We start from the raw sequence: 24759 nt of genomic DNA, 5'->3' as shown, positions 1-24759 counted from the left end.
CCGGTAACGCTGCAATGCAGAGCCGGGACCCCACCTACCCGCGCCTGGATCCCGGATCCGCCGCGCGCGTCGCTTGAGATCCCGCGTCAACGGAAAATAAGGAAGGCCCGCACTGGAGATACGGGCCTTCCTTGATGTGCGATCAAACGTTGGCTGCGATCGAGATTGAAGAACCTCTACGCCGCTGCCAGCTTGTTTTCGACCAGCTTGATCCAGTACGACGTCCCGTACACGATCGCCTCGTCGTTGAAATCATAGGCGGGGTGATGGAGCCCCGCGCTGTCGCCGTTGCCGCAGAAGATGAACGCGCCGGGGCGCGCTTCCAGCATGTAGGAAAAGTCTTCCGCGCCCATCAGCGGCGGCATGTCGTGGACGTTCTGGGCGCCGGCCACTTCCTTGGCCACCTGCGTCGCGAACTCGGTCTGCTCGGCGTGGTTGTTGGTGACGGGATAGCCGCGCTCATAAACCAGGTCGATCCTGGCGCCGGTCATTTTGGCCACGCCCTCGCACACCTCGCGGACGCGCTTCTCGACCGTCTCCCGCACTTCCGCCGTCAGCGTCCGCACGGTACCGCGGAGTTCGGCGGTGTGCGGAATGACGTTGCGCGCGTTACCGGCATGGAACTCGCAGATCGAGATCACCGCCGACTCCAGGGGATCGATGGTCCGCGACACGATCGACTGCAGCGCGGTAATGAGCTGCGAGCCGACCAGCACGGAATCGATGCATTTGTTCGGGCGCGCGGCATGGCCGCCGAGGCCCTCGATCTTGATGTCGATCGAGTCGGTCGCCGCCATCACAGGGCCGGGCCGGATGGCGAAGGAACCGACCGGAATCCCAGGTCCGTTATGCATGCCGTAGACCTGCTCGATGCCGAACCGGTCCATCAGCCCGTCCTCGATCATGGCGGCGGCGCCCGCCCCGCCCTCCTCGGCCGGCTGGAAGATCACGACCGCATCGCCGGCGAAATTTCGGGTCTCGGCGAGATACCGGGCTGCGCCCAAAAGCATCGCGGTGTGGCCGTCATGGCCGCAGGCGTGCATCTTGCCCGGCGTTTTGGAGGCATGGGGAAGGTTGGTTGCCTCCTCGATCGGCAGTGCGTCCATGTCGGCGCGGAGCCCAATCACGTTGATCTCGCCCTTGCCGGACTGCTTGCCCTTGATGACGCCGACGACGCCGGTGCGGCCGAGGCCGGTCGCCACCTCGTCGCAGCCGAATTCGCGCAGGCGATCCGCCACGAATGCTGCGGTGCGGTGGACGTCGTACAGCAATTCGGGATTTTCATGGATATCGCGGCGCCAGGCCTGAATATCGGGTTGCAGATCGGCGACGCGGTTGACGATGGGCATGGGATTTCTCGAACCTCAGTTTGGAACGCGTAAGGCTTTTGTAGCATGCAAGCCGCGGTCCACCCAACACTCTGCCGCAGAGCCCCCATCCCCAGCGGAAGCAGGGCTGGAAAAGCGGGTCACGCCGCCAGCGTGTTTTCGACCAGCTTGATCCAGTAAGACGTGCCGAACACGATCGCCTCGTCGTTGAAATTATAGGCGGGGTGGTGGAGCCCTGCGCTGTCGCCATTGCCGCAGAAGATCAGCGCACCCGGCCGCTGCTCCAGCATGAAGGCGAAATCTTCGCCAGCCATCAGCGGTGGCATCTCCTGCACATTGGCATCGCCGGCGATTTCCCGGGCTGCCCGAGTCGCGACATCCGTCTGCCTGACATGGTTGATCGTTACCGGATAGCCGCGATCGTAGGTCAGATCGATCCTGGCGCCGGTGATCTGCGCCACGCCGGCGACGACCTCGCGGATCCGCCTTTCCACCAGATCCCGCACGTCGCCGTTCAGGGTACGGACGGTGCCTTTCAGCTCCGCGGTGTGCGGAATCACGTTGCGGGCGTGGCCGGCGTGAAATTCGCACATCGAAATCACAGCCGATTCCAGCGGATCGACGCTGCGCGACACGATCGACTGCAGCGCCGTGATCAACTGCGCACCGACAAGCACGGAATCGATGCTTTGGTGCGGCTGCGCGGCATGCCCGCCGCGCCCCTCGATCCTGATGAGGACGGCATCGCCTCCGGCCATGATCGGACCGGGCCGCAGTGCGAACGAGCCTATCGGAATGCCCGGACCGTTATGCATGCCGTAGACCTGCTCGATGCCGAAACGGTCCATCAGCCCGTCCTTGATCATCGCAACCGCGCCCGCACCGCCCTCTTCGGCCGGCTGGAAGATCACGACCGCATCGCCTGCAAAATTGCGGGTCTCGGCGAGATAGCGCGCGGCACCCAAAAGCATGGCGGTGTGGCCGTCATGGCCGCAGGCGTGCATCAGGCCCTTCGTTTTGGAAGCGTAGGGCAGATTGGTCGCCTCCTCGATCGGCAGCGCGTCCATATCCGCCCGCAGCCCGATGACCTTCACGTCGCCATTGCCGGCGGGCTTGCCGCCCTTGATGACGCCGACGACGCCGGTGCGGCCGATACCGGTAACGACCTCGTCGCAGCCGAATTCCCGCAACCGGTCCGCCACCAATGCCGCAGTGCGGTGGACGTCGTAGAGCAATTCCGGGTGTTCATGAATATCCCGGCGCCAGGCCTGGATCTCGGGTTGAAACTCGGCGACGCGGTTGACGATGGGCATGGAGATAACGCGCTTTTCAAGTTGAACGTTCTGCCCCTGTAGCATGCAAGCGGCGGTCCAACCAACGATATGGGCACAGGGACTCCATCCCGTCATGGCCGGGCTTGTCCCGGCCATCCACGTCTGACTAATAGGCGAAAAAGACGTGGATGCCCGGAACAAGTCCGGGCATGACGGCGTCGACGACGGGTGGAAACTGAGAGATGCCGAAACGGCTCGAAGGCGATTTCGATTATATCGTGGTGGGCGCCGGCACCGCCGGCTGCATCATGGCCAACCGGCTGTCGGCCGATCCGAAAAACCGCGTGCTGATCCTGGAGGCTGGCGGCAACGACAACTGGATCTGGTTTCACATCCCGGTCGGCTATCTCTTCGCGATCGGCAATCCCCGCTCCGACTGGATGTTCCGGACCGAGGCCGAGCCCGGCCTCAACGGCCGCTCGCTTGCCTACCCCAGAGGCAAGGTGATCGGCGGCTGCTCCGCCATCAACGCCATGATCTCGATGCGCGGCCAATCCGCCGATTACGACCACTGGCGGCAGCTCGGCCTGACCGGCTGGGGCTATGACGACGTGCTGCCGCTGTTCAAGCGGCTGGAGGACCATTTCCTCGGAGAAAGCGAACATCACGGCGCCGGCGGCGGCTGGCGCATCGAGGCGCCGCGGCTGTCCTGGGACGTTCTCGACGCGGTCGGCGAGGCCGCCGAGGAAATGGGCATCAGACGCATTGCCGATTTCAATACCGGCGACAATGAAGGCGTCAGCTACTTCCACGTCAACCAGAAGCGCGGCCGGCGCTGGTCGTCTGCGCGCGGCTTCCTCAAGCCGGTGCTGAACCGAAGCAATCTGCGGCTGGAAAAGCACGTGCTGGTCGACCGGCTGATCGTCGAGAACGGCCGCGCGGTTGGCGTGCGCTTCATGCAAGGCAATGAGGTGATCGAGGCCCGCACCAAGGGCGAAGTGGTGTTGTGCGCGGGATCGATCGGCTCGACGCAGGTGCTGCATCGCTCCGGCATCGGCCCCGCCGACTGGCTGTCGCCGCTCGGCATCGACGTGACGCTCGACAGACCGGGCGTCGGGCGCAATCTGCAGGACCACCTGCAGCAGCGCGCGATCTACAAGGTCGAGGGCGTGCGCACGCTGAACGAGACCTATTACAATCTGATCCGGCGCGGGATGATGGGGCTCGACTATGCCTTCCGCCGCCGCGGCCCGCTGACCATGGCGCCCTCGCAGCTCGGCATCTTCACCCGCTCCGACGCGACCCGTGCGCGCGCAAATATCCAGTTTCACGTGCAGCCGCTGTCGCTCGACAAGTTCGGTGATCCCCTGCACCGCTTCCCCGCCATCACGGTGAGCGCCTGCAATCTGCGGCCGACCTCGCGCGGCACCGTGCGCATCCGCTCCGCAAAGATCGACGAAGCGCCATCGATCGCACCAAACTATCTCTCGACCGACGACGACCGCCAGGTGGCGGCGGACGCCATCCGCACCACGCGGCGGCTGATGAAGCAGAAGCGGCTCGAACGCTACCGGCCGCAAGAGTATCTGCCCGGCCCCAGCGTCGGCGACGACGATGCGTCACTGGCAAAGGCCGCCGGCGATATCGGCACCACGATCTTTCACCCCGTGGGGACTGCGAAGATGGGCACGGCGAACGACCCGATGGCGGTGGTGGATGAACGGCTGCGGTTTTACGGCATCAGCGGCCTGCGCGTGGTGGACGCATCGGTGATGCCGACGATCACGTCGGGGAATACCAATACGCCGACGGCGATGATTGCGGAGAAAGGGGCGGCGATGATTCTGGAGGATGGGCGCTAGAGCTGCGTGACGGAAATGGACGCGCGGAAACGCGATTATTGAGATTATTTCGCGTTGTAGTAGAGTGACTCCATGCGCTTTTCTCTTCTGTCACTTCTCCTCGTCGCGATTGTGTCGTGCGCGTCGATAGTAGCCACCCCCGCACAGGACCGCTCGGAAGGCGACGTCCAGCAAGGGGCGCGCCAGAGATACGACAACATCTCGTTTGCTGGAGGAGACTTTGAAATTTCGGACCCAGCCTTGGTGCCGAGACAGCTCGTGCTTGCCGTCGAACAGTCAGGCTGCCAGTACAAGACCGACATCAAAGAGTTGCCGATCCAATTCAACCGCGCTGAGAACCGCCGATTTGCATTGGTGTATTGTTCCGCCATCGTTGGATCGCATCACGTATTCGACTTTGCCGACCTGCGAAGGCCAAGGCTGCTGGAGCTTCCGTTCATTGCACAGAAGAACGGTTTTGGCACGACAATCAAACCGGGTCTGATCACCTGGAAAAAAGATGCCGGCGTGTTTGAAGCCGAAACCGGATCGGATATGTGCCCCAATTCAGAGCTCCGGCACACCTATCGGCTGGGCACGAGCGGGGGCTTGGTCAGCCGCACCGCAAGTTTCGTGGTCGTCCGCGTTGAAGTCAGGGAAAAGCCCTGTGGTCGCAATAACAGCGAATGGACCACGGTATGGGAAGCGCCACCATGGCCTAACTCTATCATTATTCGCTAAACCTGTTTTCCTTCATCGAGGCCACGCAGCGAACTATCCCGGACGGCAACGGCGCGCGCATTCGCGCGAGCCGTCGGTTCGTCCAGTTACGCTTGACTCTACTGCGCCCGGCGATAGTGCCGCGTCGACCTCTGCCGCACCCGCGGTTCGGGCGCGATCACGCCCTCGCCGTAATAGGCATTCGAATTGTAATATGCATTCGATTGATCGAACGACCTATACGCCGGCCTGCCGCCGAGCACGTCGGCGTTGGGATGATAGAACGAATAGGCGCCGGGCTCCTGGATCGCGGCTTGCGCGAATACGGGCGTTGCGATCGCGGTCATCAGAAACGCCGCGGCGAGGGTTGGGATCGACTTGGTCATCGGTGGGATCCTCATTGTATGAAGTCACCCCACCCAATTGGGTGTCGCAGCGCAAAAGCGGAGGGCTGCGCGAGGGCTCTCACCGCGATGTGAAAAGCCGTGCGCGGAAATCCCGATGGCGTGAAGGCGGGGCTGCCGCCACGTGCTGCCAAATGCGCAGAATATTCGCCTACAAATGAAGCGATCGACGCAACGCTTTCGCTTTTGCGCAGCGCTGTGCGGCGGATTGGCGATGCGCCAATCCGCCGCAACGAATTCTGCATGCTACGCCTGCGGAGGATAGCGCTCGAAGGTCGGCAGTTCGTGCGCGTTCTCCATCCAGTGCAGCCGCTCTGCGGTCTGGATGTGGATCATCGCCGGGACGGCGTTGGGATCGTCATACGTCCCGCTCTGAATGTCGACGATGCCGGGCAGGATGGTCGCGTTGGTGTAGAACAGACCCGTGCCGCAGTCGGCGCAGAATTGCCGCCGGCCGTGTTCGGAAGACTCGTAGAGCTTCGGTGCTCCCTTCGTCACCTTGAGCGCATTCTCCGGATACATGGTCCAGCCGACCACCGGCGCGCCGGCATGACGCCTGCAGTCGGTGCAGTGGCACAGCGCATGAACGATGAGTTCGCCCGCGATCTCGTAACGGATGGCGCCACAATGACAGCCGCCGGTGATGGTGGTCATGCTTCTCTCCCTGTCGACACGGCGATTGCCGGTTGCATCGGAGATAGGGTCGGAGATTGACGGTTCAACGACGCAATCGCCTTGCGATTGCGTCCTGATGTCGCGCGACTACGCCGACTTCCTGACCGCGTTGTCTACCAGCGTCTTGCCGAGCGACCAGATCGCGCCGGGCACCTTGTGGCTGGCGGCGATGACGTCGTCGAACGCCTTCTCGATCCAGGCGCAGTCTTCTTCCGTGATCACGAGCGGCGGCAGCAGCTTGATGGTGTGGCTGCCGTGGCCGGAGACCTGCGTCAGGATCTTGTGCTCCTTGAACAGCGGCACGGTGATGAGCTGGCAGAACAGGCCCTTGTTGGCGGTCTCCAGCAGATTCCACGACGCCTTCAGCTTCAGCGATTTCGGCGGACCGAACTCGATGCCGATCATCAATCCCTTGCCGCGCACTTCCTTCAGCAGTTCATAGCCCGGCACCATGCGCGTCAGCGCAAGGCGGAGCTCGGCGCCGCGCTTGGCGGCCTGTTCGACCAGCTTTTCCTGCTTGATCACATCAAGCATCGCGATGCCGGCGGCCATCGCCATATCGTTCTTCGAAAACGTCGAGCCGTGCACAACGGCGCGGTCCATCTGGCTGAAGATCTTGTCGAAGATGGATTTGCGCGTGAGTAGCGCTCCGACCGGCACGTGGCCGCCCGACAGCGCCTTCGAGAGCAGCACCATGTCTGGCTCGACATTCCAGTGCTCGACCGCGAGGAATTTTCCGGTGCGGCCGATTCCGGTCTGGATTTCGTCGGCGATGAAGATGGTGCCGTATTTCTTGCAGAGCGCGAGCGCACCGGGAAGGAATTCATCGGTAGGCAGGTTGACGCCCTTGCCCTGGATCGGCTCGACGATGAAAGCCGCGACCTGGCGCGAGGACAACGCCCGCTCCAGCGCCTCAAGGTCGTTGAAGGGAATCTGCGTGCACCCGGGCAACAGCGGCTCGAATCCGCTGCGGAAGTTCGCATCGTCCATCAGCGACAGCGCGCCGTAGGTCAATCCGTGGTACGAGTGGGAACAGGACACGATGCCGGGGCGGCCGGTGGCGCCGCGCGCAAACTTGATCGCGGCCTCGACGGTTTCGGCGCCGGAATTGGCAAAGAACACCTTGTCCAGATATGGCACATGTTCCAGCAGGCGTTCCGCGAGCACGCCGGCGAGCGTGGACACGTCAAGTTGCACCAGATTGGGAAAATCGGCATCGAGCACGCTTTTCAGCGCGTGACGCAATGCCGGATGATTCCGGCCGATCGCAAAAACGCCAAATCCGCTCAGTAGATCGAGATAGCGGGCCCCGTCACGATCGAACAGGTATTGACCTTGACCCTTCTGAAAGCCCACATCGTAGCCGATGGTCTTCAGCACCCGGACGAGTTGCTCGTTGAGATGACGCGCATGCATGGAACTGCGCTGCGCCTGCCGCTCTACAAACAGCTCGGAAACGTCTAGATATGAATCTGGCATCGGCTACATACGTCGGTTGATGGCTGTTTCGTCAACTGAAAACGCCCAATGCGGCGTTTTGACCCCCGCTTTGGATCACCCATCTACTTAAACATAGGTTTGGACCATGTTGCACTGCCCAAGAAGCGTCGCGCGTACAATAGTTTATTCGGGAATCTTTTTGGCCACAGGTGTTAATACGGCGTTGGCCGCCGATCCTACCGGTGACTGGAAAGTAGCCGATGGCGTAGCCAACATTCGCGTCGCTCAATGCAGCGGCAACATGTGGGGTGTCGTGGCCTGGGAGAAGCAGCCGGGCGGCAAGGACAAGAACAATCCGGATACCGCCAAGCAGAGCCGGCCGACCCTGGGTATGCCGATCCTGATCGAGATGAAGAAGAAGCCCGGCGTCGATGCCTGGGAAGGCCAAGTCTACAACGCCAAGGACGGACAGCTCTACAGCTCGACGATCAAGCCTGTCGGCACCGACCAGCTCGAGATTCAGGGCTGCGTGCTCGGCTTCCTCTGCGGCGGCGAGACCTGGACGCGCGTCGGACCGCCGATTCCCTCGAGCCCCGCCAACAGCATGGCCAAGGGTGCCCCGAAGGGAGTGCCCGGCGCAGCATCCAAGAGCGCTGCATCCGGCGCGGCGCCGGCTCCTGCGCCCGCAGCGCCAAAGACCACCGGCACGGCAAACCCGGCGCCCGCGCCGAAGGCCGCACCCGGTCAAAAGCAGGCGGCCGCACAGCCCGCCGATATCGGCGATATCTGCCTACTCCCCGACATCGCGCGGTTTGCCCATTAGCGCCGGCTGGAACAGCAGCACCGCGGCGAGCGTGATGACGAACGACAACGCCAGCAATTTACCCATGCTGGCGGTGCCGGGATGACTGGATAGCCACAGGCTTCCGAACGCGGTCGCGGTCGTCAGCGCGGAAAAGAAGATCGCGCGCGTCAGGCTCGACTGCAGCAGGTTGGTCCTGCCCTCGCGCCACGCCGTGACGTAATAGATCTTGAAGGCGACGCCGACGCCGAGCAACAGCGGCAGAGCTACGATATTGGCGAAGTTGAGCGGCAGCTCGATCAGCACGCAGAGCTCCAGCGTCACCGCACCCGCCACCAGCAAGGGCACCATCGTCATCAGCACGTCGGTGATCCGGCGCAGCGCCAGCCACAGCAGCAGGCTGATCACCAGCAATGCCCAGATACCGGCGTGAATGAACGCCTTCACGATGGTGTCGCCGGATTTGAGGATCGAGACCGGCCCGCCGATCGCGTTCGGCTCCGCGGCCAGAACCGCATCGGCAAAGCGGCGGAGATTGTCGTTGTCGTTGGGATCGCCCTTCGGCAGCGCTTCGACGCGGATCAAGCCGTCCTTCGATTTCCAGCTATTGAGCAATTCCGGCGGCAGCGTCTTCAATGTCACCGGCCCGGCCTGCATCGTGTTGCGGAGCTGGTCGAACACGATCTTGAGCGGCGCGACGAAGACGTTCTGCGCCTTGTCGCGCGTCGCCTGGTCGCTGCCGGCAAGCTTCGACAGCGCATCCGCCAATCTCCGTGAGGCAACGGCGCCCGGGCCCTTGCCGTCGCCGGCGGTCTTGCGCAAGGCATCGGCCGAGCTCTTCAGCGCTTCCACATTTTCTTCATCCGTTGGCGCCGCATCGACCGAATCGGGATTGAGCGCAGGGCCCACCACCCTCGCCGCCTTGCCGATCAACTGCAGCTTCGCCGGCTGATCCTCGGGCACGAAACTGTCGATCGACATCACGCGAAGAACTTCCGGCAGCTTTTCCAGCCGCGCCGCGATTTTTTTCGCTTCCTCATCCGAGTTGGTCAGCACGTTGATGGCGTTCGCGCCGGTGTTGGGATCCTTGCGCAGGTCAAGGAAGGTCGCGATCGATTCAGCGTGCGGATTGCGCAGGTTGATCGGGTTGAAGTCAAACTTCATGAAATAGAGCAGCGGCAGGCCGGCCACGACCAGAAGCAGCGTGCCGGCGACGATGATGACACGGTGCCGTTCAAGGAATTCGTCCACGGGCGCCAGAAACGCGTAGCCGACCGGCTCGCTTTCGCCGGGCGGGTGCAACAGCTTCAGCATCGCCGGCAGCACCGTGATGCTCGAAAGGAATGCGATCAGCATGCCGGCGCCGGCGATCCTGCCGAGCTCGGAAATGCCCTTGTAGTCGGTCGGCAGGAAACACAGGAAGCCGGCGGCGGTCGCCATCGCGGCGAGCGAGAGCGGGACCGCCGAACGCCTGGCCGCGCTTTCCAGCGCCAGCGCTATATCGTCATTCTTGAAGCGCTCCGAACGGTAGCGGACGCTGAACTGAATGCCGAAATCGACGCCGAGGCCGACGAACAGCACGGCAAAGGCGATCGACAACAGGTTCAGCGATCCCACCATCATCAGGCCGACGGCGGTGGTGACAGCAAGTCCGATGAACAGGTTCACGAACACCGCCAAGATGATCTTGCCCGAGTGCAGCGCCATCCAGAGAATCACGAGCACGATGAGGACGGTGGCGACGCCGTTGAGGATCGCGCCGTCCTGCACCGTCGAATATTCCTCATTCGCGATCGGCACCGGGCCCGTCAGCCGCACGCGGGCGCTGTACTGGCCCGCAAAATTGAGATCGATCGCAGCCTGCCGGATCGCGTCGGTGGCATCCTTGCCGGGTTCGAGCTCGCTGTAGTCGAGCTTCGGCTTGAACTCGATGAAGGCGCGGCGGTCGGCATCGGTCAGAGGCTTGTCGCTGACGAGCTCGCGCCAGGAGAACGTCGCTGGCTTCTTGTTGAGAATATCCTCGACCGTCTGGCCGATCAGGTTGAAGGGACGTTCGGCATTGTCGAGCTTGACCTGCCCGCGCTTGACGCCGGCAAGGCCCGTTTCCAGCGCGCCGGTCAGGCCGCGGATCGAGGGATCGCCGGCCATGATCTCGATCAGGGGGGCTGCGGCTTCGAGCTGGCCGGCGACCTTGCCGACTTCCTCGACGGGGAGGAACAACAGTCCGTTCTTTTCGAAGAACTCGCCGGAACCCAGCGGCTGCACCGATTCGAAATGCTTGGTGTCGCCGGAAAGCTTTGTGAAGAGCGCGTTGCTCGCGGCACTGGCGAGTTCGGGCGTCGGCGCCTCGACCACGGCAAGAATCAGTTTTTCGCGGTCGAACGCGCGCTCGAACTGATTGTCGCGCTTGCGCCAGTCGAGGTCGGGCGAAATCAGTGTGTTGATGTCGGTGTTGATGGCGAAATGCCGGGCAGCATAGTAGCTCGCTCCGACCGCCAGAAGCAGCGAGACGATGACGACGAGAGTGGCAAACCGCGTACAGGTTCTGACAATCGAGACAACAATGCTGGTCAGCACTTCGTTTCTTTCTAAATCTCAAGGAGAGAGCTGGGCGAAAACGCCCGCTGTCTAGCGGAGTTCCCGGAGCCGATCTAATGTTGTTTTGGTTACCCGCCTGAGGGTTCAAGCCGAGCCGCCAAAACAGACCGGAACAGGCGTTCAGGGCGCCGGTATAGCCATTTCCGATGGGCGATAAAGTGACGAACCGGTGAGAAATCGCACTTCACGAAGTGCCTTTATTGGTATTTAGTTACCAGATATTAGTAACCATTGCGCGATCCACCCTTTTCTATGTGCACGATTTTTGACACATAGTCCTGCGCTTCCATCTACTTGGGTGGGGATGAACCTACGGTTCCGGTCCTGGTGCGGATATTGCAAATCCGAATGTGACCGGCTGCACGGAGACCTTGGGGTGAATTTGCGAATTCAGTGACCTGGTGCAACTTGTATAATGGACATCCCATGGAAGTGTATCTAGCGCAGCCCCGCGGATTTTGTGCGGGCGTCGTGCGTGCCATCGAAATCGTTGAGCGTGCGCTCGAGAAGTACGGTCCGCCGGTCTATGTCCGGCACGAGATCGTGCACAACAAGTACGTGGTCGAAAGCCTGAAGGCCAAGGGCGCGATTTTCGTCGAGGACCTGTCTGAGGTTCCGCCGCGCGCGGTAACCGTCTTCAGCGCCCACGGCGTCGCGCGGACGGTCGAGGAAGAGGCGGCCGCCCGCGGCCTGCCCGTTCTCAACGCCACCTGCCCCCTGGTCACCAAGGTCCATAATCAGGGTAAACGGTATATGTCCAAGGGCCGGACCCTGGTCCTGATCGGGCATGCCGGCCACCCCGAGGTCGAGGGAACCATGGGCCAGGTTCCGGGCCCGGTTCTCCTGGTCCAGAACGTCGACGAGGTGGCGGCGCTGACCCTGCCGACCGACGCCCCGGTGGCCTATATTACCCAGACCACCCTCAGCGTGGACGACACAAAGGACATAATCGCCGCCCTTCAGGCCAAATTTACAGATATTCAAGGCCCCGACATCCGGGATATCTGCTATGCGACACAGAACCGCCAATCTGCGGTAAGGGACCTGAGCAAGCTGGTGGACGTCATCTTGGTGGTGGGGGCCGCCAATAGTTCCAACTCAAACAGGCTTCGCGAGATCGGCACCGAGGTCGGGGTCGCGAGTTATCTCATTGCCGACGGGAGCGAGTTGAACCCCGATTGGCTGAAGGATGCAAAAGCGGTCGGCATTACGGCGGGCGCATCGGCGCCCGAAGTTTTGGTAGACGACGTGATCGAGGCTTTGAGACGTATCGGACCCGTCAAGGTATCGGTGCTTCCCGGCCGGGAGGAGAACATCGAATTCCGGCTTCCAGCCGAACTGACTGCGGGCTGATCCACTTCAAAAGTTCCAGGTCTGGGCCCCAGCCCAGACTGCAAGTTCAGAAAGAAATCTCCGAAATGGCAATACCGTTCTTCAAGGAAATGCGTATCGGCGGCTATCTGATGAAACAGAAGCTGCTTGGCCGGAAACGTTATCCGCTCGTGCTGATGCTGGAGCCGCTGTTCCGCTGCAACCTCGCCTGTGTCGGCTGCGGCAAGATCGACTATCCCGATGCGATCCTCAACCGTCGCATGACCGCGCAGGAATGCTGGGACGCCGCCGACGAGTGCGGCGCGCCGATGGTGGCGATCCCCGGCGGCGAGCCGTTGATCCACAAGGAGATCGGCGAGATCGTGCGCGGTCTGGTCGAGCGCAAGAAGTTCGTCTCGCTGTGCACCAACGCGCTGCTTCTGGAAAAGAAGCTCGATCTGTTCGAGCCCTCGCCGTACCTGTTCTTCTCCGTGCATCTCGACGGCCTGAAGGACCACCACGACAAGGCGGTGTCGCAGAAGGGCGTGTTCGACCGCGCGGTTTCCGCGATCAAGGCCGCGAAAGCGCGCGGCTTCACCGTCAACGTCAACGCCACGATCTTCGACGGTCACCCGGCGGAAGAGATCGCCAAGTTCCTCGACCTCACCACCGAACTCGGTGTCGGCGTCTCGATGTCGCCGGGCTATGCCTATGAGCGTGCCCCCGACCAGGAGCACTTCCTCAACCGCACCAAGACCAAGAAGCTGTTCCGCGACGTCTTTGCGCTCGGCAAGGGCAAGAAGTGGAACTTCATGCATTCCGGCCTGTTCCTCGACTTCCTCGCCGGCAACCAGTCCTATGAATGCACCCCCTGGGGCATGCCGGCGCGCAACATCTTCGGCTGGCAGAAGCCGTGCTACCTGCTCGGCGAAGGCTATACCAAGACCTTCAAGGAGCTGATGGAGACCACGGACTGGGATTCCTACGGCACCGGCCGTTACGAGAAGTGCGCCGACTGCATGGCGCATTGCGGTTACGAGCCGACGGCTGCCACCGCGGCGCTGAACAACCCGCTGAAGGCGATGTGGGTGGCGCTCAAGGGCGTGCGCACCACAGGTCCGATGGCGCCCGAGATCGACCTCTCCAAGCAGCGCCCGGCCCAGTACATCTTCTCCGAACAGGTGCAGAAGAAGCTTTCGGAAATCCGGCGCGACGAAGCGGCTGCAGCCGCAGCCAAGCAGCAGGAAAAGGCTTCGAGCGCCGCCTGAGCGGGATGAACGAAAAGATTAGGGCCTCGGTTCCTGAGCGAACCGAGGCCCTTTCTTTTTTGTTTGACGCCGTTCGAAACCCTGGAGCTGGATGCCGCCTGCGGATCAGGCCTCCGCCATGGCGAGGCTCTCGCCATGCAGGAAGCCACGGCAGCCGCGGAGCGAACGCAGCGCGCGGTTGAAATCAAGGCCAGTCGAGACCAATGCGCGGAGCGACTTCGGATTGCGCGCCACGCCGCGCAGCACCTTGCCGAGGTCGATATCGCCATTCGGCTTGATCGCGTTCTTGGCAATCGCCGGAAGCGCCCGGCTGGCGGGATCGGAAATGACGCGCAGCGCTGCGAACGGCAAGCCGGCCTCGGCCGCATAGGCTGCTGCAATATGGCTCTCCATATCGACGGCCGCCGCGCCGGTCTCCGAGTGCAGCGCGGCCTTGCAGGCGGTCGCTGCGATCACCTGTTCCACGCCCGAAAGAACGCCGCGGACCACGCGACGGCGACGAAGTGCCGCACGCGTGATCATCTCCTCGTTCAGCGCCAGGCCAGCCAGAAAACGGGTATCGCCGGCCAGAACCTCGGTCGCCACCACCACGTCGCCGGACTTCAGCGACGGGTCCAGCCCGCCGGCGACGCCGAACGAGATGACACCTCTGAAAGTGGTAGAATCCAGCGTTGCCAGCAGTGCGCGCAATTGCTGCGGATCGCTGGAGCTGCAGATAACGATCATGCCGGGCCCGGCCGCTATGCGGGCTTCCTGCACCAATCCTGTAACAATCAAAACCGGCCGCGGATCGATCGCATTGCGATCAACTATCCCCTCCGCGGCGGCGGCGCCCGCCCCCCAAGTCACATCCCGACCCCTACCACCCTGCTGTTGGTGCTTCTCAAATTCCGGTACCGCGCCATCGCCCAGAGCGGAAAGAATTTCGAGTAGCCATGATACCGCAAATAAAACACCCGCGGAAAGCCCGTAGCCGTGTAACGCGCCTCGTCCCAAAGCCCTTTCTCCGTCTGTGTGGCTTTTAGGTACTCCACACCTCGGACGACCGCCGGGTTCTCCACCTCCCCAGCCGCCATCAGTCCAAGCAAGGCCCATGCCGTTTGCGAGGAGGTCGACGGCGCACCCTCGAATCCCTTGTAGTCCAGGCGATAGCTGACGGCATCTTCACCCCAACCGCCATCCTTGTTCTGGATCGAAAGCAACCAGTCCACAGCCTTGCGCATCATCGGATCCTGGTGGTCGACACCTGCGGCATTTAGCGCACAGAGCACGGACCAGGTTCCGTAGATGTAGTTGAGGCCCCAGCGGCCGTACCACGACCCTTCCGCGAGCTGGGTGCGGCGCAAATAGGCGATTCCGTCCGCGACCGCCTTGCTGGTCTCGGCGGTCTCGCCAAGCTGCGCCAGCATCGAGATGCAGCGCGCGGTGACGTCCTCGGTCGGCGGATCGAGCAGCGCGCCGTGATCGGAGAACGGGATGTTGTTGAGGTAGTATTCGAGATTGTTGACGTCGAAGGCGGCCCAGCCGCCATCGCGGCTCTGCAGGCCCTCGATCCACTCGCGGCCGCGCGCAATTGCCGTATCATATTCCTTGCTGCCGGACTGCCGGCGCACGCGGTCCATCGCCATCACGACCACGGCCGTGTCGTCGAGGTCGGGATAATGGTCGTTGTTATACTGGAACGCCCAGCCGCCGGGACGGACGTCGGGCGCCTTCACCGCCCAGTCGCCCTTGAGATCGAGCACCTGCCGCGGCTTCAGCCAGTCGAGGCCATCTTTCATCTTCTTGAGCGTGTCCTCGCCGCCGGCCTCCGCCAGCGCGTGGCAGGTCAGCGCGGTGTCCCACACCGGCGAGACGCAGGGTTGGCAATAGGCTTCGTGCTCGCCGATCACCAGCAGCTTGTCGATGCCCTTGCGGGTGATCGCGCGCGGCGGAAAATCCTCACCCTTGCCGAGCGCGTCATACATCATCACGATGTTGGCCATCGGCGGATAGATCGCGCCCATGCCGTCTTCGCCGTTCAACCGCTCCTGGGTGAACGCGAGCGCGGCGTCGATCGCGCGCTGGCGCAGCTTCTTCGGAAACAGCGGCTCGACGACACGCAGGATCTTGTCGAGCGTGCTGAACAGCGCGTACCAACCCCAGCTCTGATGCGGCGCCTTCTTGTTCATGCCGACCGATTTGGGATCCTGCAGGAACAGTTCGTCGATGCCGACGCCCTTCGGATTCCTCGCCACCGGCTTCAGCGCCGCCAGCACCATCAGCGGCACGATCGTGGTGCGCGCCCAGTAGGAAATTTTGTTCAAGTGGAACGGCGACCACATCGGCAGCAGCATGATCTCGATCGGCAGCACCGGCACCGCGCGCCAGCTCAGCACGCCGTAGAAGGCGAGCAGGAAGCGCGTGAAGACGTTGCTGCCCGCGGCGCCGCCGCGGCTGCGGATCGCTTCGCGCGCGCGCACCATGTGCGGGGCATCGACGGAATCGCCGATCATCTTCAGCGCGAAATAGGATTTGACGCTGGCGCTCATGTCGAACGGGCCGTCCTGCACCAGCGCCCAGCCGCCATGATTGCCTTGCGTGCGGCGCAGATAGTTGGCGATCTTGGCTTCGAGCTCGCTGTCGACGGGCTCGGCGAGATAGTGGCGCAGCAGGACATATTCAGAAGGGATGGTGCTGTCGGCTTCGAGTTCGAACACCCAGTGCCCGTCGGATTGCCGGTAGCCGAGCAGCGCCTCGGTCGCGGAAGAAATGCTCTTCTCAAGCGCGACGGGATCGACTGGCGCGACGGGGTCGGCGGCGATGGTTTTGTCGATGGCAAGCATTTCGCTATACATCCCTATATTCGCGACGGGCTCTGTGAAGCCGGTCACGCAACGTCCTGGGGCTTATCGCCTTGCCAGGACCAGATCGGCGGCGCGGTCGCCCGACCGCACCGATCCTTCGATAGTTGCCGGCAGGCCGGTATCGGTCCAGTCGCCGGCGAGAAACAGGTTTTTGAATGAAGTTACCGCCCCCGGCCGCAGCGCATTCTGCTCCGGCGTCGCCTCGAACGTAGCACGTCGCTCACGCACGATCTGCCAAGGCGGCAACGGCAATTCGGCCGGCAGGCCGGCGGCCTTGCAGACGTCGCGCCAGATCGCCAGCGCGAGCTCTTCGCGCGGCATGTCGACCAGCCGGTCGCCATTGCTGATGGTGACCGACAGCCGCTGCGGGAACGCGAACAGCCATTCAACGAGGCCACCGACGACGCCGAGGATCGGCGCGGCATCCTTCGGTGGATCGTAGCGGAAATGCGCATTGACGATGGCGCGGAATTTTGTCGGCGTCTTCAGGCCCGGCAGCAGCGATGCTGCGGAGCGCGGCGGCACCGCGAGCACCACGACATCGTCGGGGCCGAGCGCAACCGTGTCGCTGCCGAATTTCAGTTCGCCGACGGCGTTGCCCGACATCGTGAGTTCACGCAACTCATGGCCGAGCTGGACCGAGGCGCCCTTGTCCTGCAACAGCTTGATCGCGGGTTCGACCAGCACCGCGCTGAGGCCATCGCGGGCGATCAGCGGCCGGCAGGCCTGCCCGCCCGCCAGCAGTGTTTCCCGCACGATCGCGCCGGCCAGGCCCGCCGAGCCCTCGGGCGGATCGACATTGAGCGCGGCCAGCAGCAGCGGCTGCACCAGCCGGTCGTACAGCGTGCCCTTGCAAGGGATGGTGTCGCCGACCAGCTTGCCGGTGCCCGCCCAGATCAGCGGCATCAAGGCGAGATAGTCGCGCAGCCCGGTATCGGGGACGCGGCGCGCCTCGTCGAACACCCACAGCGGCAGTTTGCCCTCGCCGAGATCAAGCAGCCAGCGCTGGCCTGTCGAGATGTCGGCAAAGGGAAACTGCGCCAGCTTCGGCCCGACCAGGCCCGCCTCGGTGCCGATCGATCTGGCATAGGCCCGGGCATGGCTATTGCCTGACAACAACAGATGGTTGCCATTGTCGATGGTGAGATTGGTAGCCGCGTCGAAATAGGAACGGCAGCGGCCGCCGGTCTGTTGCGTGGCCTCGTGGACATGCACGCGGTAATTGGCGTTGGCGAGCCGCACGGCCGCCGAAAGGCCGGAAATGCCGGCGCCGATGATATGAGCGTTTTTCTGCATCAGATGATCGCGTAACGGAGAAGGATGGCAATCTTCGCCCATTTGTGGACGCGGACCGGCTCGCGCGGGGCGGCAAAGCCCCTCGCCAGCAACAGATCCAGAATCACGCGGTAATATTTCGACATGATCCGCGGCGCGCGCACGACGCGCCGCGAATTACGCTTCATGATTTCGTCTGCTTTCTCGAAATGCTTCTTCGCGCGCTCGGCCAGCGCCAGGCAAACTTTCGGCAATGCGCGATCGACGGTCACGCGCTGCGGATCGTCGGTGGTGATGCCGGCAAGCAGCAGGCTTTCGCGCGGCAAATACAGACGGCCGAGGCCGGCGTCTTCATCGATGTCGCGCAGGATGTTGGTCAGTTGCAGCGCGCGGCCGAGATGGTGGGCGAGCAGGATGCCGTCTTCCTCGGGCAGGCCGAACACGCGTACCGACAGGCGGCCGACGGCGCTGGCGACACGGTCGCAATAGAGATCGAGGGTGGCAAGGTCTGGCGCGCGGATGTCCTGCGGCACGTCCATTTCCATGCCGTCGACGATGGCGAGAAAATCCTCGCGCTTGAGGCCGAAGGTTTTGACGGATGCGGCGTAATCCTGCAGGCGCGGCGGCGGATGGCCCTGATAGAGGGCATCAACGTCGTTGCGCCATTGCTGAAGCGCGGCCAGCCGCTCGGGCCGCGGCTCATGGGAGTCGGCGATGTCATCGACCTGCCGGCAGAAGCTGTAGATCTGGAACATTGCCTCGCGCTGGTCGCGCGGCAGGATGCGCATCGCGGCATAGAACGAGCTGCCGGACGCGGTGGTGCCGTAATCTGCGTTGGCCGCCGCCGTCTGCACCGTCATGCGCCGGCCGCCGGTTTTGACAGCGGGCGGCGCCACACCGTGCGGCTGATGATCTCGCTCGTGATGCCGCCGATGGTATGGCCGAGCAGCTCCAACTTGCTCAGATGAACGCGCTCGCTGAGCGGATCGCGCACCTTCAGCATGCCGACGATCTGGTCGGCAAATGCCTGGATCACGGAAATATCCAGCCCGAGCCGGAAATCCTTTACTTCAGCACTCAACGATTTGCTTTCATTCAGCAGGGTTTCGGTGCGCACTGCGAGCGCATGGAGACATTGCAGCAGCGCCGGCTGCGACTTCGCCTCCCCCAGCATCTCGACGGTGGCGCCGCTTGCGGCCAGTGCATCGCGCGGCAGGTAGACGCGGTTGAGGTTCCTGTAGTCCTTGCCGCAGTCCTGCAAATGGTTGTTGATCTGCAGGCCCGCGCATAGCGCGTCGGATGCGGCCCAGGTCGAGGTGCTCTCGCCGTGAACGTCGAGCATGAAGCGGCCGACCGGCATGGCCGAATAGCGGCAATAGTGAGTGACGTCGTCCCAGTTCTCGTAGCGGAGCTTGGTGACGTCCATCCGGAACGCCACCAGCACGTCGAGCGCGTGCCGCGGCGCCATTGAGCGCTCGGCAAGAGCCTGGCGCAGGATGACCGCTTCCTTCTGCGTATCGCCCTTGCCCAGCAGCTCGGCCTCGAACAGGTCGAGATAACGCAGCTTCTCGTCCGCGCTCAGTTCCGCGTGATCGGCGATATCGTCCGCCGTCCGGACGAAATTATAGAATGCGAGAATCAGCGCCCGGTGACGCGGATGAATAATCCACGACGCGACCGGAAAATTCTCGTCGCGGTCGGTCTTTCCGGATCGCAGGTCGCTCGCGGTGGTCATCAGGAACTGGCTACATCAATCGGGATTGGCGGCATGCGCCGATGCTTCGGCGCATGCGGGGTGATCGCGGGCCCCATATAGGGGAATCCGCAGCCAAAACCAATGCTATATGGGCTGATTAGCCCCGCCCGTGACGCGCGTCATAGAGCCGAAAAATGGCTTTGCCGCGAGGGTTAACGGACGCTGAAGCGTCTTATTGGCCGTTGTTCTTGAGAACCTGGTTGCAGGCCTGGCTGATCTTGGACCGGTTTTCCTTGAGGCAGGCCAGGATCGTCAGATCGCCCTGATCGATGACCGGACGGCAGAACTTCTGCACGTCGCGCGTACAGGCCTTCTGCTCCTCCGCCGTTCCGCTGCGCTGCTGGGCGAAGGTGGCGGTCGACGAGACCGAGATCGACAACAAGGTGAGGGCCAGGAGAGATTTGCGCATCGTATTCCTTCATTTCGGCAGCATGAAACCCTGTTCCCGATTTGCGTTTCGGCCTTGCCGGGACGGATTTGTTTGGATGACAGGCGCCGCGTAACGCAGCAGCGTGCAAAGGACAAGCATGCCAAATGCGGCCAAATTTGCGGCGACATCGACGACGACTTCAGCACGTTAAATAACCAACTGATATTTAACGTGTATTTTTGCAACAACTGTCCAGCAATTGGATATTGCAGACGACGCGGCGCAAAGCTAGATCCTGCAGCGACGGGGCCGATGTGAACGATCGATTCCAGCCGGCCGCTTGTGCCCATTTCCCGCCGCGACCGGCGGAAACTGCACTCCGTCATTTGAACCTAAGGTACTGCGGGAACACTAAATCTTCGATGCGGCGAGACGTATCTTTGCAAAGAGCGTCTATTTTGATGGGAAAGCTACAATGAAACTGTTTGGTTCCAGCTTGTTCGGTCAGGCTCTCGCAGTGGTCGGCGTCGGCGCCGCGCTCATGTTGTCGGCCACCGCAGGCCATGCCCAGGCGGGGGGCCCGTTTGCCGGCTTCGACGGAAACTGGAGCGGCACCGGCACGGTCGCCCTCTCCAACGGCACCACCGAGAACATCCGCTGCAAGGCCGACTACAAGGTCAACGCCAACGGGCTCGGCCTGAAGCAGAACCTGCACTGCGCCAGCGACAGCTACAAATTCGATCTGTCGAGCGACGTCACCAGCCAGGGTGAGCGCATCTCCGGCAACTGGAGCGAAAAGAGCCGCAACATCTTCGGCAACCTGCAGGGCACCGCCGGCGGCGGCCAGATCGACGTGTTCGTCGAGGCTTCCGGATTTGCAGCCAACCTGAATTTGCGCACCACCGGCAACAAACAGAGCGTGCAGATCGACTCCAAGGGCGAGATCCGCGGCGTCAAGATCACGATGACCAAGACCTGATAGGCTCTTCAAGCGACGCGTCAATGGCGGCCTCCCCCGGAGCGCCGCCATTTTCATTTTGGCGACCGCCTAGCGGAATTGCCACGCCCAATGCACGTCGCCTCGGTCGCGGCGTTCGGTGACGTCGACGCGCATGAAACGGTCATGCGCCAGTGCGGCGCCCACCCACAATTCGTTCCACGCATCGAACACGGCGGGCGACAGCGCTTCGCGCTCCGCCATCAGCCGCCACGATGTCTGGCGCACGGTCGCATGCGCGCCATCCAGCCTCAGTTCGGCATCGTCATCCTGCGCGCGCGACAGCCGGGCGAAGGCCGCTGCAAAACCGGCCGCGCCCGCTTCGACCCCGCCCAGCATCGCGGCGACGTCGTCGAAAGTGTGCATCCCGACCAGCCGCGCGGCGGCGCCGGCGAGATGGCCGCCCTCCTCCGGACCGAGCACGACGATGGTTTCAGGCACGATCGAGGTGACGTATTCCATCGCATAATTGCGCAGCACCTTTTGCAGCCGTTCCTCGGGCCACGTGTTCTCGGGCAGGCGCGGCGCCAGATCGGCGCGGAACGGAGGGCAGCGCTCGCCGGGCGAAAACTGCAGCCGCTCCTCCGGCGCCAGATCGCAATCCCACTCCTTGTAGTAACCTTCCAGCCCCGGCTGGCCGTCAACGGTCTGGCCGGTGCAGACAAAGCCGAGCCTGGGATTGCCGAGCACCACGCCGTTGTTGGCGTGCCATCCGCGCAGCATCGCCCGCGACACTTCGGACGGAATGCCGCAGATGGCGGTGCCCGACCAGATCCAGCGCGGCGGCGGATAACGCACCCAGGCCTTGGTGTCGCTCTCGTAGACATATTCGACCTTCACGCCGCCGACCTGGTTCGAGAGATAGTGATATTGCGCGCAGGCCACCGCATGCGGGAGCTTGTCGAGACCGAGCTTCTTCAATCCGGGCAGGAAGCGCGCCAGTTGCTGGCGGCGAAAGGTGCGGAACACCACCTCGGCCGCGCGCGGCGCGCCCGCCCGCGAGGCCAGCATGAGGATCAGCCCGGTGAGATAGGAATGGTAGATGTGCTCGACCGCGCGGTAGGCGGCAGCGTCGGCCGCAGGGCGAGCGGCTAATCCTGCAGACGTCATTTCCTCGGCCTCTCTTCGGCTGCCGTTGATCGGTAGCCCTTGTTATGCTCGAGCCGTATCCGGCTCTCGCTTTTTTGTTTGACGCGTCTTCTTTACGCGAACCAGGATCCACCCTCGGATCAAGTCCGAGGGCCTGCTTCGCTCGAAAACGTAGTTATCCGGCAGGCTTGTTCTCCGCCGGCTTGGTGTGGTCGATCCCGCGAATCTTCTCCGACAGATTGATCAGGAACATCGAGGTCGGCCGCAGGATGAAGAGGTCAGCTACCAGTGCTGCGATCATCGAGAACGCGCTGAGCCAGCCGAACAGCCGCAGCGACGGTAGGTCGGAGAACACGGTGACGACGAGACCGCAGGCCAGCACCACCGTGGTCAGGATCAGCGCGGGGCCGACCAGCACGGTGGCGCGCTCCACCGCCAGTTCCGGCGTCACGCCCGGCTTGCTCTCCAGCCGCAGGCGATTGAGGAAGTGGATGGTGGCGGACAGGCCGAGTCCGAACGATACCGTCAGCGCGACGACACTGGCAAATTGCAGGCCCTCGCCCAGTATCCACAGCACCGTGCCCGATGCCACCACCGGGAAAATGCCGGGCAGGATGCAGGAGAACATCACGACGACCGAGCGGAATGCGAGGCCGATGAAGACCGCAACTATGAGAAATTCGATCGTCAGGCCGTGATTGAGCTTGTCGATCATGTTGGCGCTGTTGCGCGCGGCAATCGCTGACAGGCCGGTGACTGCGATTTCAAAGCCGGGATGCTCGGCCCGCACCTTGTCTAGCGCCTTGTCGAGCTTGTCGACCACGGGGAGGATCGCGCTCGAATCGAGATCGGGAACGCGTCCCGAAACCACCACCGCATCCTGATTGGCCGAGATGAAGCGGCGAACCAGATGCTCCGGGATCACGCTGACATATTGCTTCAACGTTTCGACGTCGCTGCTGCCGGCTTTCTCGGCGAGCCAGCGGCGCAAGGTTTCGAGCGACCAGACGTTGCCGACGCCGGCCGACTTCTCGACCATCGCGTGAACCTCGGCGATCGTCTTCAACGTCTCCGGCGCATAGAGCGAGGCACCCTTGGGGAATTCGATCAGCACGTCAATCGGATTGGCTCCGGTCAGCTTGGCGTCAAGACGGCTCGATGCCGCCACCGCCTGCCGCTTGTCCGGCACCTGGTCGGCGAGGCGATAACGCGGCTCCAGCGTAGCGTAGATGAAGCCGAGGCCCGCGACGAGCAGCAACGCGAGCAGGCTGAACAGCCCGGGACGGCCGACCATGCGCACCGCGATCCAGTAGCAGAAATTGCGCAGCGCCTGAACGCCGGCGTCGGCGCTCTGGAATTTGACGGCAAAGATCTTCTCGTTGCGGACGAACAGCACGCCGAACACCGGCACCAGCGACAGAACCGCAATTAAGGCGATGATGGTGGCGGCAAGGCCAGCCTCGCCGAATTTTCGGATCAGCTCGGAATCGGAGAACTGCAGGGCGATGAACGAGATGCCGGCGGTGCCGTGAGTGAGCACACAGGCGGGGCCCACCACCAGCACGGCGTTGGTGAACGCGGTCAGCTTGTCCTGGCCCGCGATCAGGCGGTCGCGCGCCGCGAACGTCAGCTGCATCGAGTCCGAGAAGCTGATCACCATGATGAGCGGCGTCATCACGTTCAGGAACATGTTGAGATTGAAACCGGCCCAGCCGAGGCCGCCGAGCGCGAGCAGGATTGCGATGATCGGCGGAAAGGCCGCGACCACCATGAACGATATCTTTCGGAAGAAGATGATCGCGATGATGCAGCCAGCCAGGATGCCGAGGATGTTGTAGGTCAGCCCGTCGCGCTTGACCGCGTTGCGGATCTCGAGCTGCATGACGGGAACGCCGGAGAGTTGGGCGTTAAGACCGCTGCCCGACAAATCGTCGGCCATGATCTTCCGCATTTCGCCGACCACCTTGCCGAGCTCGTTTGAGGAAACGACGTTCGGCTCCAGCGACAGCACGATCAGCGCGAGCGTGCCGTCCTCCGACAACAGCTTGCCGCGAATGATCTCGTTGGATTTGACGGTCTCGACGAACTTGTCGTAGGCGGCGCCTTGCGGCAGTTCGGGCGGGAACAGCGCGGCCGGCAGTTTGCCGGGCTCCGGCGCCTGGCGCGCCGAAAACAGCGAGACCAGACCGCGCACGCCCTCGACCAGTTGCAGGTCCGTGACCATCTCGCGGATCTTTTCGAGGTTCTCGCGCGCCATCAGCGTCTTGCCCTCGACCACGACGAGCACGTCGAATTCGGTCGCCGGGAAGCGCTTGGTCACGGCCTCGTATTGCTTGTAGTCCTTGGAGTCGGAGCGGAACAACTGGCTCAGGGAGTCGTCGATCTTGATCCGCTGGATACCGAACAGCGCGGCCACGACCAGCGCGGCGAGAATGATCATGGACAGGATCGGCGCCTTGACCGCGATCAGGCCCATGCGCTCGAGCCCGAAGGCGATGCTCTTGCCTGGCGGCGGCGGCTCCTCGATGGCTTCGACGTGGACGCGACTTTCGGAGTTCTTGTCGAGCATACCCTGTCCAGTTCTCACGTCGGCCTGTTCGTGCAGCTTGGCTTATGCAGTTGGTGGCGCGAAAGCGGCTTTGACAACCATCATCCGATCGGCGCTAACCATTGAAATCACGCGGTAAATTAACCGGCGCCGTTTTACAGGGCGGAGCCCCGTCCGGCAAGCATGCGGGAGAGGGCAAATCGGCATGAAGATGACG

20 protein-coding genes are annotated in these 24759 nt (G+C 62.9%); 6 read left to right on the top strand and 14 right to left on the bottom strand.

Annotation, left to right across the window (positions count from 1 at the left end; genetic code table 11):
• Positions 1 to 176: 176 nt before the first annotated feature.
• Complete coding sequence (locus tag LMTR21_RS11170; protein ID WP_065753697.1) at positions 177 to 1349, bottom strand: M20 aminoacylase family protein; 1173 nt, start codon at positions 1347 to 1349, stop codon at positions 177 to 179.
• Between the two features lie 119 nt (positions 1350 to 1468).
• Complete coding sequence (locus LMTR21_RS11165) at positions 1469 to 2641, bottom strand: M20 aminoacylase family protein (RefSeq protein ID WP_065753698.1); 1173 nt, start codon at positions 2639 to 2641, stop codon at positions 1469 to 1471.
• 203 nt (positions 2642 to 2844) lie between these two features.
• Between LMTR21_RS11165 and LMTR21_RS11160 the strand changes: the two genes are divergently transcribed.
• Entirely contained in the window at positions 2845 to 4464 is a 1620-nt protein-coding gene (locus LMTR21_RS11160; RefSeq protein WP_065753699.1) for a GMC family oxidoreductase, read from the top strand.
• A 72-nt stretch (positions 4465 to 4536) separates the two neighbouring features.
• Positions 4537 to 5184 carry a hypothetical protein gene (locus LMTR21_RS11155; RefSeq protein ID WP_065753700.1) on the top strand — a complete coding sequence of 216 codons (648 nt, stop codon included), beginning with the start codon at positions 4537 to 4539 and terminating at the stop codon, positions 5182 to 5184.
• Between the two features lie 98 nt (positions 5185 to 5282).
• On the opposite strand, the gene LMTR21_RS11150 is transcribed toward LMTR21_RS11155, so the two are convergent.
• The 3 genes from LMTR21_RS11150 to hpnO all read right to left on the bottom strand — a co-directional run bounded on the left by LMTR21_RS11150 (position 5283) and on the right by hpnO (position 7721).
• Entirely contained in the window at positions 5283 to 5549 is a 267-nt protein-coding gene (locus LMTR21_RS11150) for a hypothetical protein (RefSeq protein WP_065753701.1), read from the bottom strand.
• Between the two features lie 264 nt (positions 5550 to 5813).
• Entirely contained in the window at positions 5814 to 6221 is a 408-nt protein-coding gene (locus LMTR21_RS11145) for a GFA family protein (RefSeq protein WP_065753702.1), read from the bottom strand.
• Between the two features lie 108 nt (positions 6222 to 6329).
• Positions 6330 to 7721: an aminobacteriohopanetriol synthase HpnO gene (gene hpnO, locus LMTR21_RS11140; protein WP_065753703.1), complete on the bottom strand. Its 1392-nt coding sequence runs from the start codon at positions 7719 to 7721 to the stop codon at positions 6330 to 6332.
• A gap of 106 nt (positions 7722 to 7827) precedes the next feature.
• On the opposite strand from hpnO, the gene LMTR21_RS11135 reads away from it, so the two are divergent.
• Positions 7828 to 8505, top strand: a complete 678-nt coding sequence (locus tag LMTR21_RS11135) for a DUF2147 domain-containing protein (RefSeq protein WP_065753704.1) — start codon at positions 7828 to 7830, stop codon at positions 8503 to 8505.
• On the opposite strand, the gene hpnN is transcribed toward LMTR21_RS11135, so the two are convergent.
• The gene (gene hpnN, locus LMTR21_RS11130; RefSeq protein WP_065753705.1) at positions 8473 to 11061 is read right to left on the bottom strand and encodes a hopanoid transporter HpnN; all 2589 of its coding nucleotides are present in this window, start codon (positions 11059 to 11061) and stop codon (positions 8473 to 8475) included. The two genes, LMTR21_RS11135 and hpnN, sit on opposite strands and share 33 nt — an antisense overlap.
• A 447-nt stretch (positions 11062 to 11508) precedes the next feature.
• On the opposite strand from hpnN, the gene ispH reads away from it, so the two are divergent.
• Both ispH and hpnH read left to right on the top strand, forming a co-directional pair.
• Positions 11509 to 12435 (top strand): 4-hydroxy-3-methylbut-2-enyl diphosphate reductase, encoded by a 927-nt coding sequence (ispH, locus tag LMTR21_RS11125; RefSeq protein ID WP_057838384.1) that lies wholly within the window; start codon positions 11509 to 11511, stop codon positions 12433 to 12435.
• 65 nt (positions 12436 to 12500) lie between these two features.
• Positions 12501 to 13661: an adenosyl-hopene transferase HpnH gene (gene hpnH / locus LMTR21_RS11120; protein ID WP_065753706.1), complete on the top strand. Its 1161-nt coding sequence runs from the start codon at positions 12501 to 12503 to the stop codon at positions 13659 to 13661.
• 105 nt (positions 13662 to 13766) lie between these two features.
• On the opposite strand, the gene LMTR21_RS11115 is transcribed toward hpnH, so the two are convergent.
• The 6 genes from LMTR21_RS11115 to LMTR21_RS11090 form a co-directional block, all read right to left on the bottom strand.
• The gene (locus tag LMTR21_RS11115; protein ID WP_430642537.1) at positions 13767 to 14510 is read right to left on the bottom strand and encodes a phosphorylase; all 744 of its coding nucleotides are present in this window, start codon (positions 14508 to 14510) and stop codon (positions 13767 to 13769) included.
• Positions 14507 to 16486, bottom strand: a complete 1980-nt coding sequence (shc, locus tag LMTR21_RS11110; protein ID WP_065753747.1) for a squalene--hopene cyclase — start codon at positions 16484 to 16486, stop codon at positions 14507 to 14509. Before shc ends, LMTR21_RS11115 begins: the two co-directional genes overlap by 4 nt.
• Positions 16487 to 16549: 63 nt before the next feature.
• Positions 16550 to 17803, bottom strand: coding sequence for a hydroxysqualene dehydroxylase HpnE (hpnE, locus tag LMTR21_RS11105; protein ID WP_148635954.1), 1254 nt, complete (start codon positions 17801 to 17803; stop codon positions 16550 to 16552).
• Entirely contained in the window at positions 17803 to 18642 is an 840-nt protein-coding gene (hpnD, locus tag LMTR21_RS11100) for a presqualene diphosphate synthase HpnD (RefSeq protein WP_065753748.1), read from the bottom strand. Before hpnD ends, hpnE begins: the two co-directional genes overlap by 1 nt.
• Positions 18639 to 19517, bottom strand: coding sequence for a squalene synthase HpnC (gene hpnC / locus LMTR21_RS11095; protein WP_065753708.1), 879 nt, complete (start codon positions 19515 to 19517; stop codon positions 18639 to 18641). Before hpnC ends, hpnD begins: the two co-directional genes overlap by 4 nt.
• Before the next feature lie 193 nt (positions 19518 to 19710).
• Entirely contained in the window at positions 19711 to 19947 is a 237-nt protein-coding gene (locus LMTR21_RS11090; protein ID WP_065753709.1) for a hypothetical protein, read from the bottom strand.
• 436 nt (positions 19948 to 20383) lie between these two features.
• Between LMTR21_RS11090 and LMTR21_RS11085 the strand changes: the two genes are divergently transcribed.
• Entirely contained in the window at positions 20384 to 20887 is a 504-nt protein-coding gene (locus tag LMTR21_RS11085) for a hypothetical protein (protein ID WP_065753710.1), read from the top strand.
• Positions 20888 to 20956: 69 nt separating this feature from the next.
• On the opposite strand, the gene LMTR21_RS11080 is transcribed toward LMTR21_RS11085, so the two are convergent.
• Together LMTR21_RS11080 and LMTR21_RS11075 are read right to left on the bottom strand one after the other, a co-directional pair.
• Entirely contained in the window at positions 20957 to 22015 is a 1059-nt protein-coding gene (locus LMTR21_RS11080; RefSeq protein ID WP_065753711.1) for a hypothetical protein, read from the bottom strand.
• Between the two features lie 154 nt (positions 22016 to 22169).
• Complete coding sequence (locus tag LMTR21_RS11075) at positions 22170 to 24563, bottom strand: efflux RND transporter permease subunit (RefSeq protein ID WP_065753712.1); 2394 nt, start codon at positions 24561 to 24563, stop codon at positions 22170 to 22172.
• Positions 24564 to 24759: the final 196 nt, after the last annotated feature.

This window comes from Bradyrhizobium paxllaeri, from assembly GCF_001693515.2.
Classification (GTDB): domain Bacteria; phylum Pseudomonadota; class Alphaproteobacteria; order Rhizobiales; family Xanthobacteraceae; genus Bradyrhizobium; species Bradyrhizobium paxllaeri.
The sequence above is the reverse complement of the archived record's forward strand: the minus strand, read 5'-3'. Positions and strand labels throughout refer to the sequence as shown.

Bases quoted from the DNA above. Each gene is read 5' to 3' on its own strand.
- hpnD (WP_065753748.1), bottom strand. From the start codon at position 18,642: ATGACGGTGCAGACGGCGGCGGCCAACGCAGATTACGGCACCACCGCG.
- ispH (WP_057838384.1), top strand. From the start codon at position 11,509: ATGGAAGTGTATCTAGCGCAGCCCCGCGGATTTTGTGCGGGCGTCGTG.
- LMTR21_RS11085 (WP_065753710.1), top strand. From the start codon at position 20,384: ATGAAACTGTTTGGTTCCAGCTTGTTCGGTCAGGCTCTCGCAGTGGTC.
- hpnH (WP_065753706.1), top strand. From the start codon at position 12,501: ATGGCAATACCGTTCTTCAAGGAAATGCGTATCGGCGGCTATCTGATG.
- shc (WP_065753747.1), bottom strand. From the start codon at position 16,486: ATGCTTGCCATCGACAAAACCATCGCCGCCGACCCCGTCGCGCCAGTC.
- hpnO (WP_065753703.1), bottom strand. From the start codon at position 7,721: ATGCCAGATTCATATCTAGACGTTTCCGAGCTGTTTGTAGAGCGGCAG.
- hpnE (WP_148635954.1), bottom strand. From the start codon at position 17,803: ATGCAGAAAAACGCTCATATCATCGGCGCCGGCATTTCCGGCCTTTCG.
- LMTR21_RS11150 (WP_065753701.1), bottom strand. From the start codon at position 5,549: ATGACCAAGTCGATCCCAACCCTCGCCGCGGCGTTTCTGATGACCGCG.
- hpnC (WP_065753708.1), bottom strand. From the start codon at position 19,517: ATGACCACCGCGAGCGACCTGCGATCCGGAAAGACCGACCGCGACGAG.
- LMTR21_RS11075 (WP_065753712.1), bottom strand. From the start codon at position 24,563: ATGCTCGACAAGAACTCCGAAAGTCGCGTCCACGTCGAAGCCATCGAG.
- LMTR21_RS11135 (WP_065753704.1), top strand. From the start codon at position 7,828: ATGTTGCACTGCCCAAGAAGCGTCGCGCGTACAATAGTTTATTCGGGA.
- LMTR21_RS11165 (WP_065753698.1), bottom strand. From the start codon at position 2,641: ATGCCCATCGTCAACCGCGTCGCCGAGTTTCAACCCGAGATCCAGGCC.
- LMTR21_RS11090 (WP_065753709.1), bottom strand. From the start codon at position 19,947: ATGCGCAAATCTCTCCTGGCCCTCACCTTGTTGTCGATCTCGGTCTCG.
- LMTR21_RS11170 (WP_065753697.1), bottom strand. From the start codon at position 1,349: ATGCCCATCGTCAACCGCGTCGCCGATCTGCAACCCGATATTCAGGCC.
- LMTR21_RS11155 (WP_065753700.1), top strand. From the start codon at position 4,537: ATGCGCTTTTCTCTTCTGTCACTTCTCCTCGTCGCGATTGTGTCGTGC.
- LMTR21_RS11160 (WP_065753699.1), top strand. From the start codon at position 2,845: ATGCCGAAACGGCTCGAAGGCGATTTCGATTATATCGTGGTGGGCGCC.
- LMTR21_RS11080 (WP_065753711.1), bottom strand. From the start codon at position 22,015: ATGACGTCTGCAGGATTAGCCGCTCGCCCTGCGGCCGACGCTGCCGCC.
- LMTR21_RS11145 (WP_065753702.1), bottom strand. From the start codon at position 6,221: ATGACCACCATCACCGGCGGCTGTCATTGTGGCGCCATCCGTTACGAG.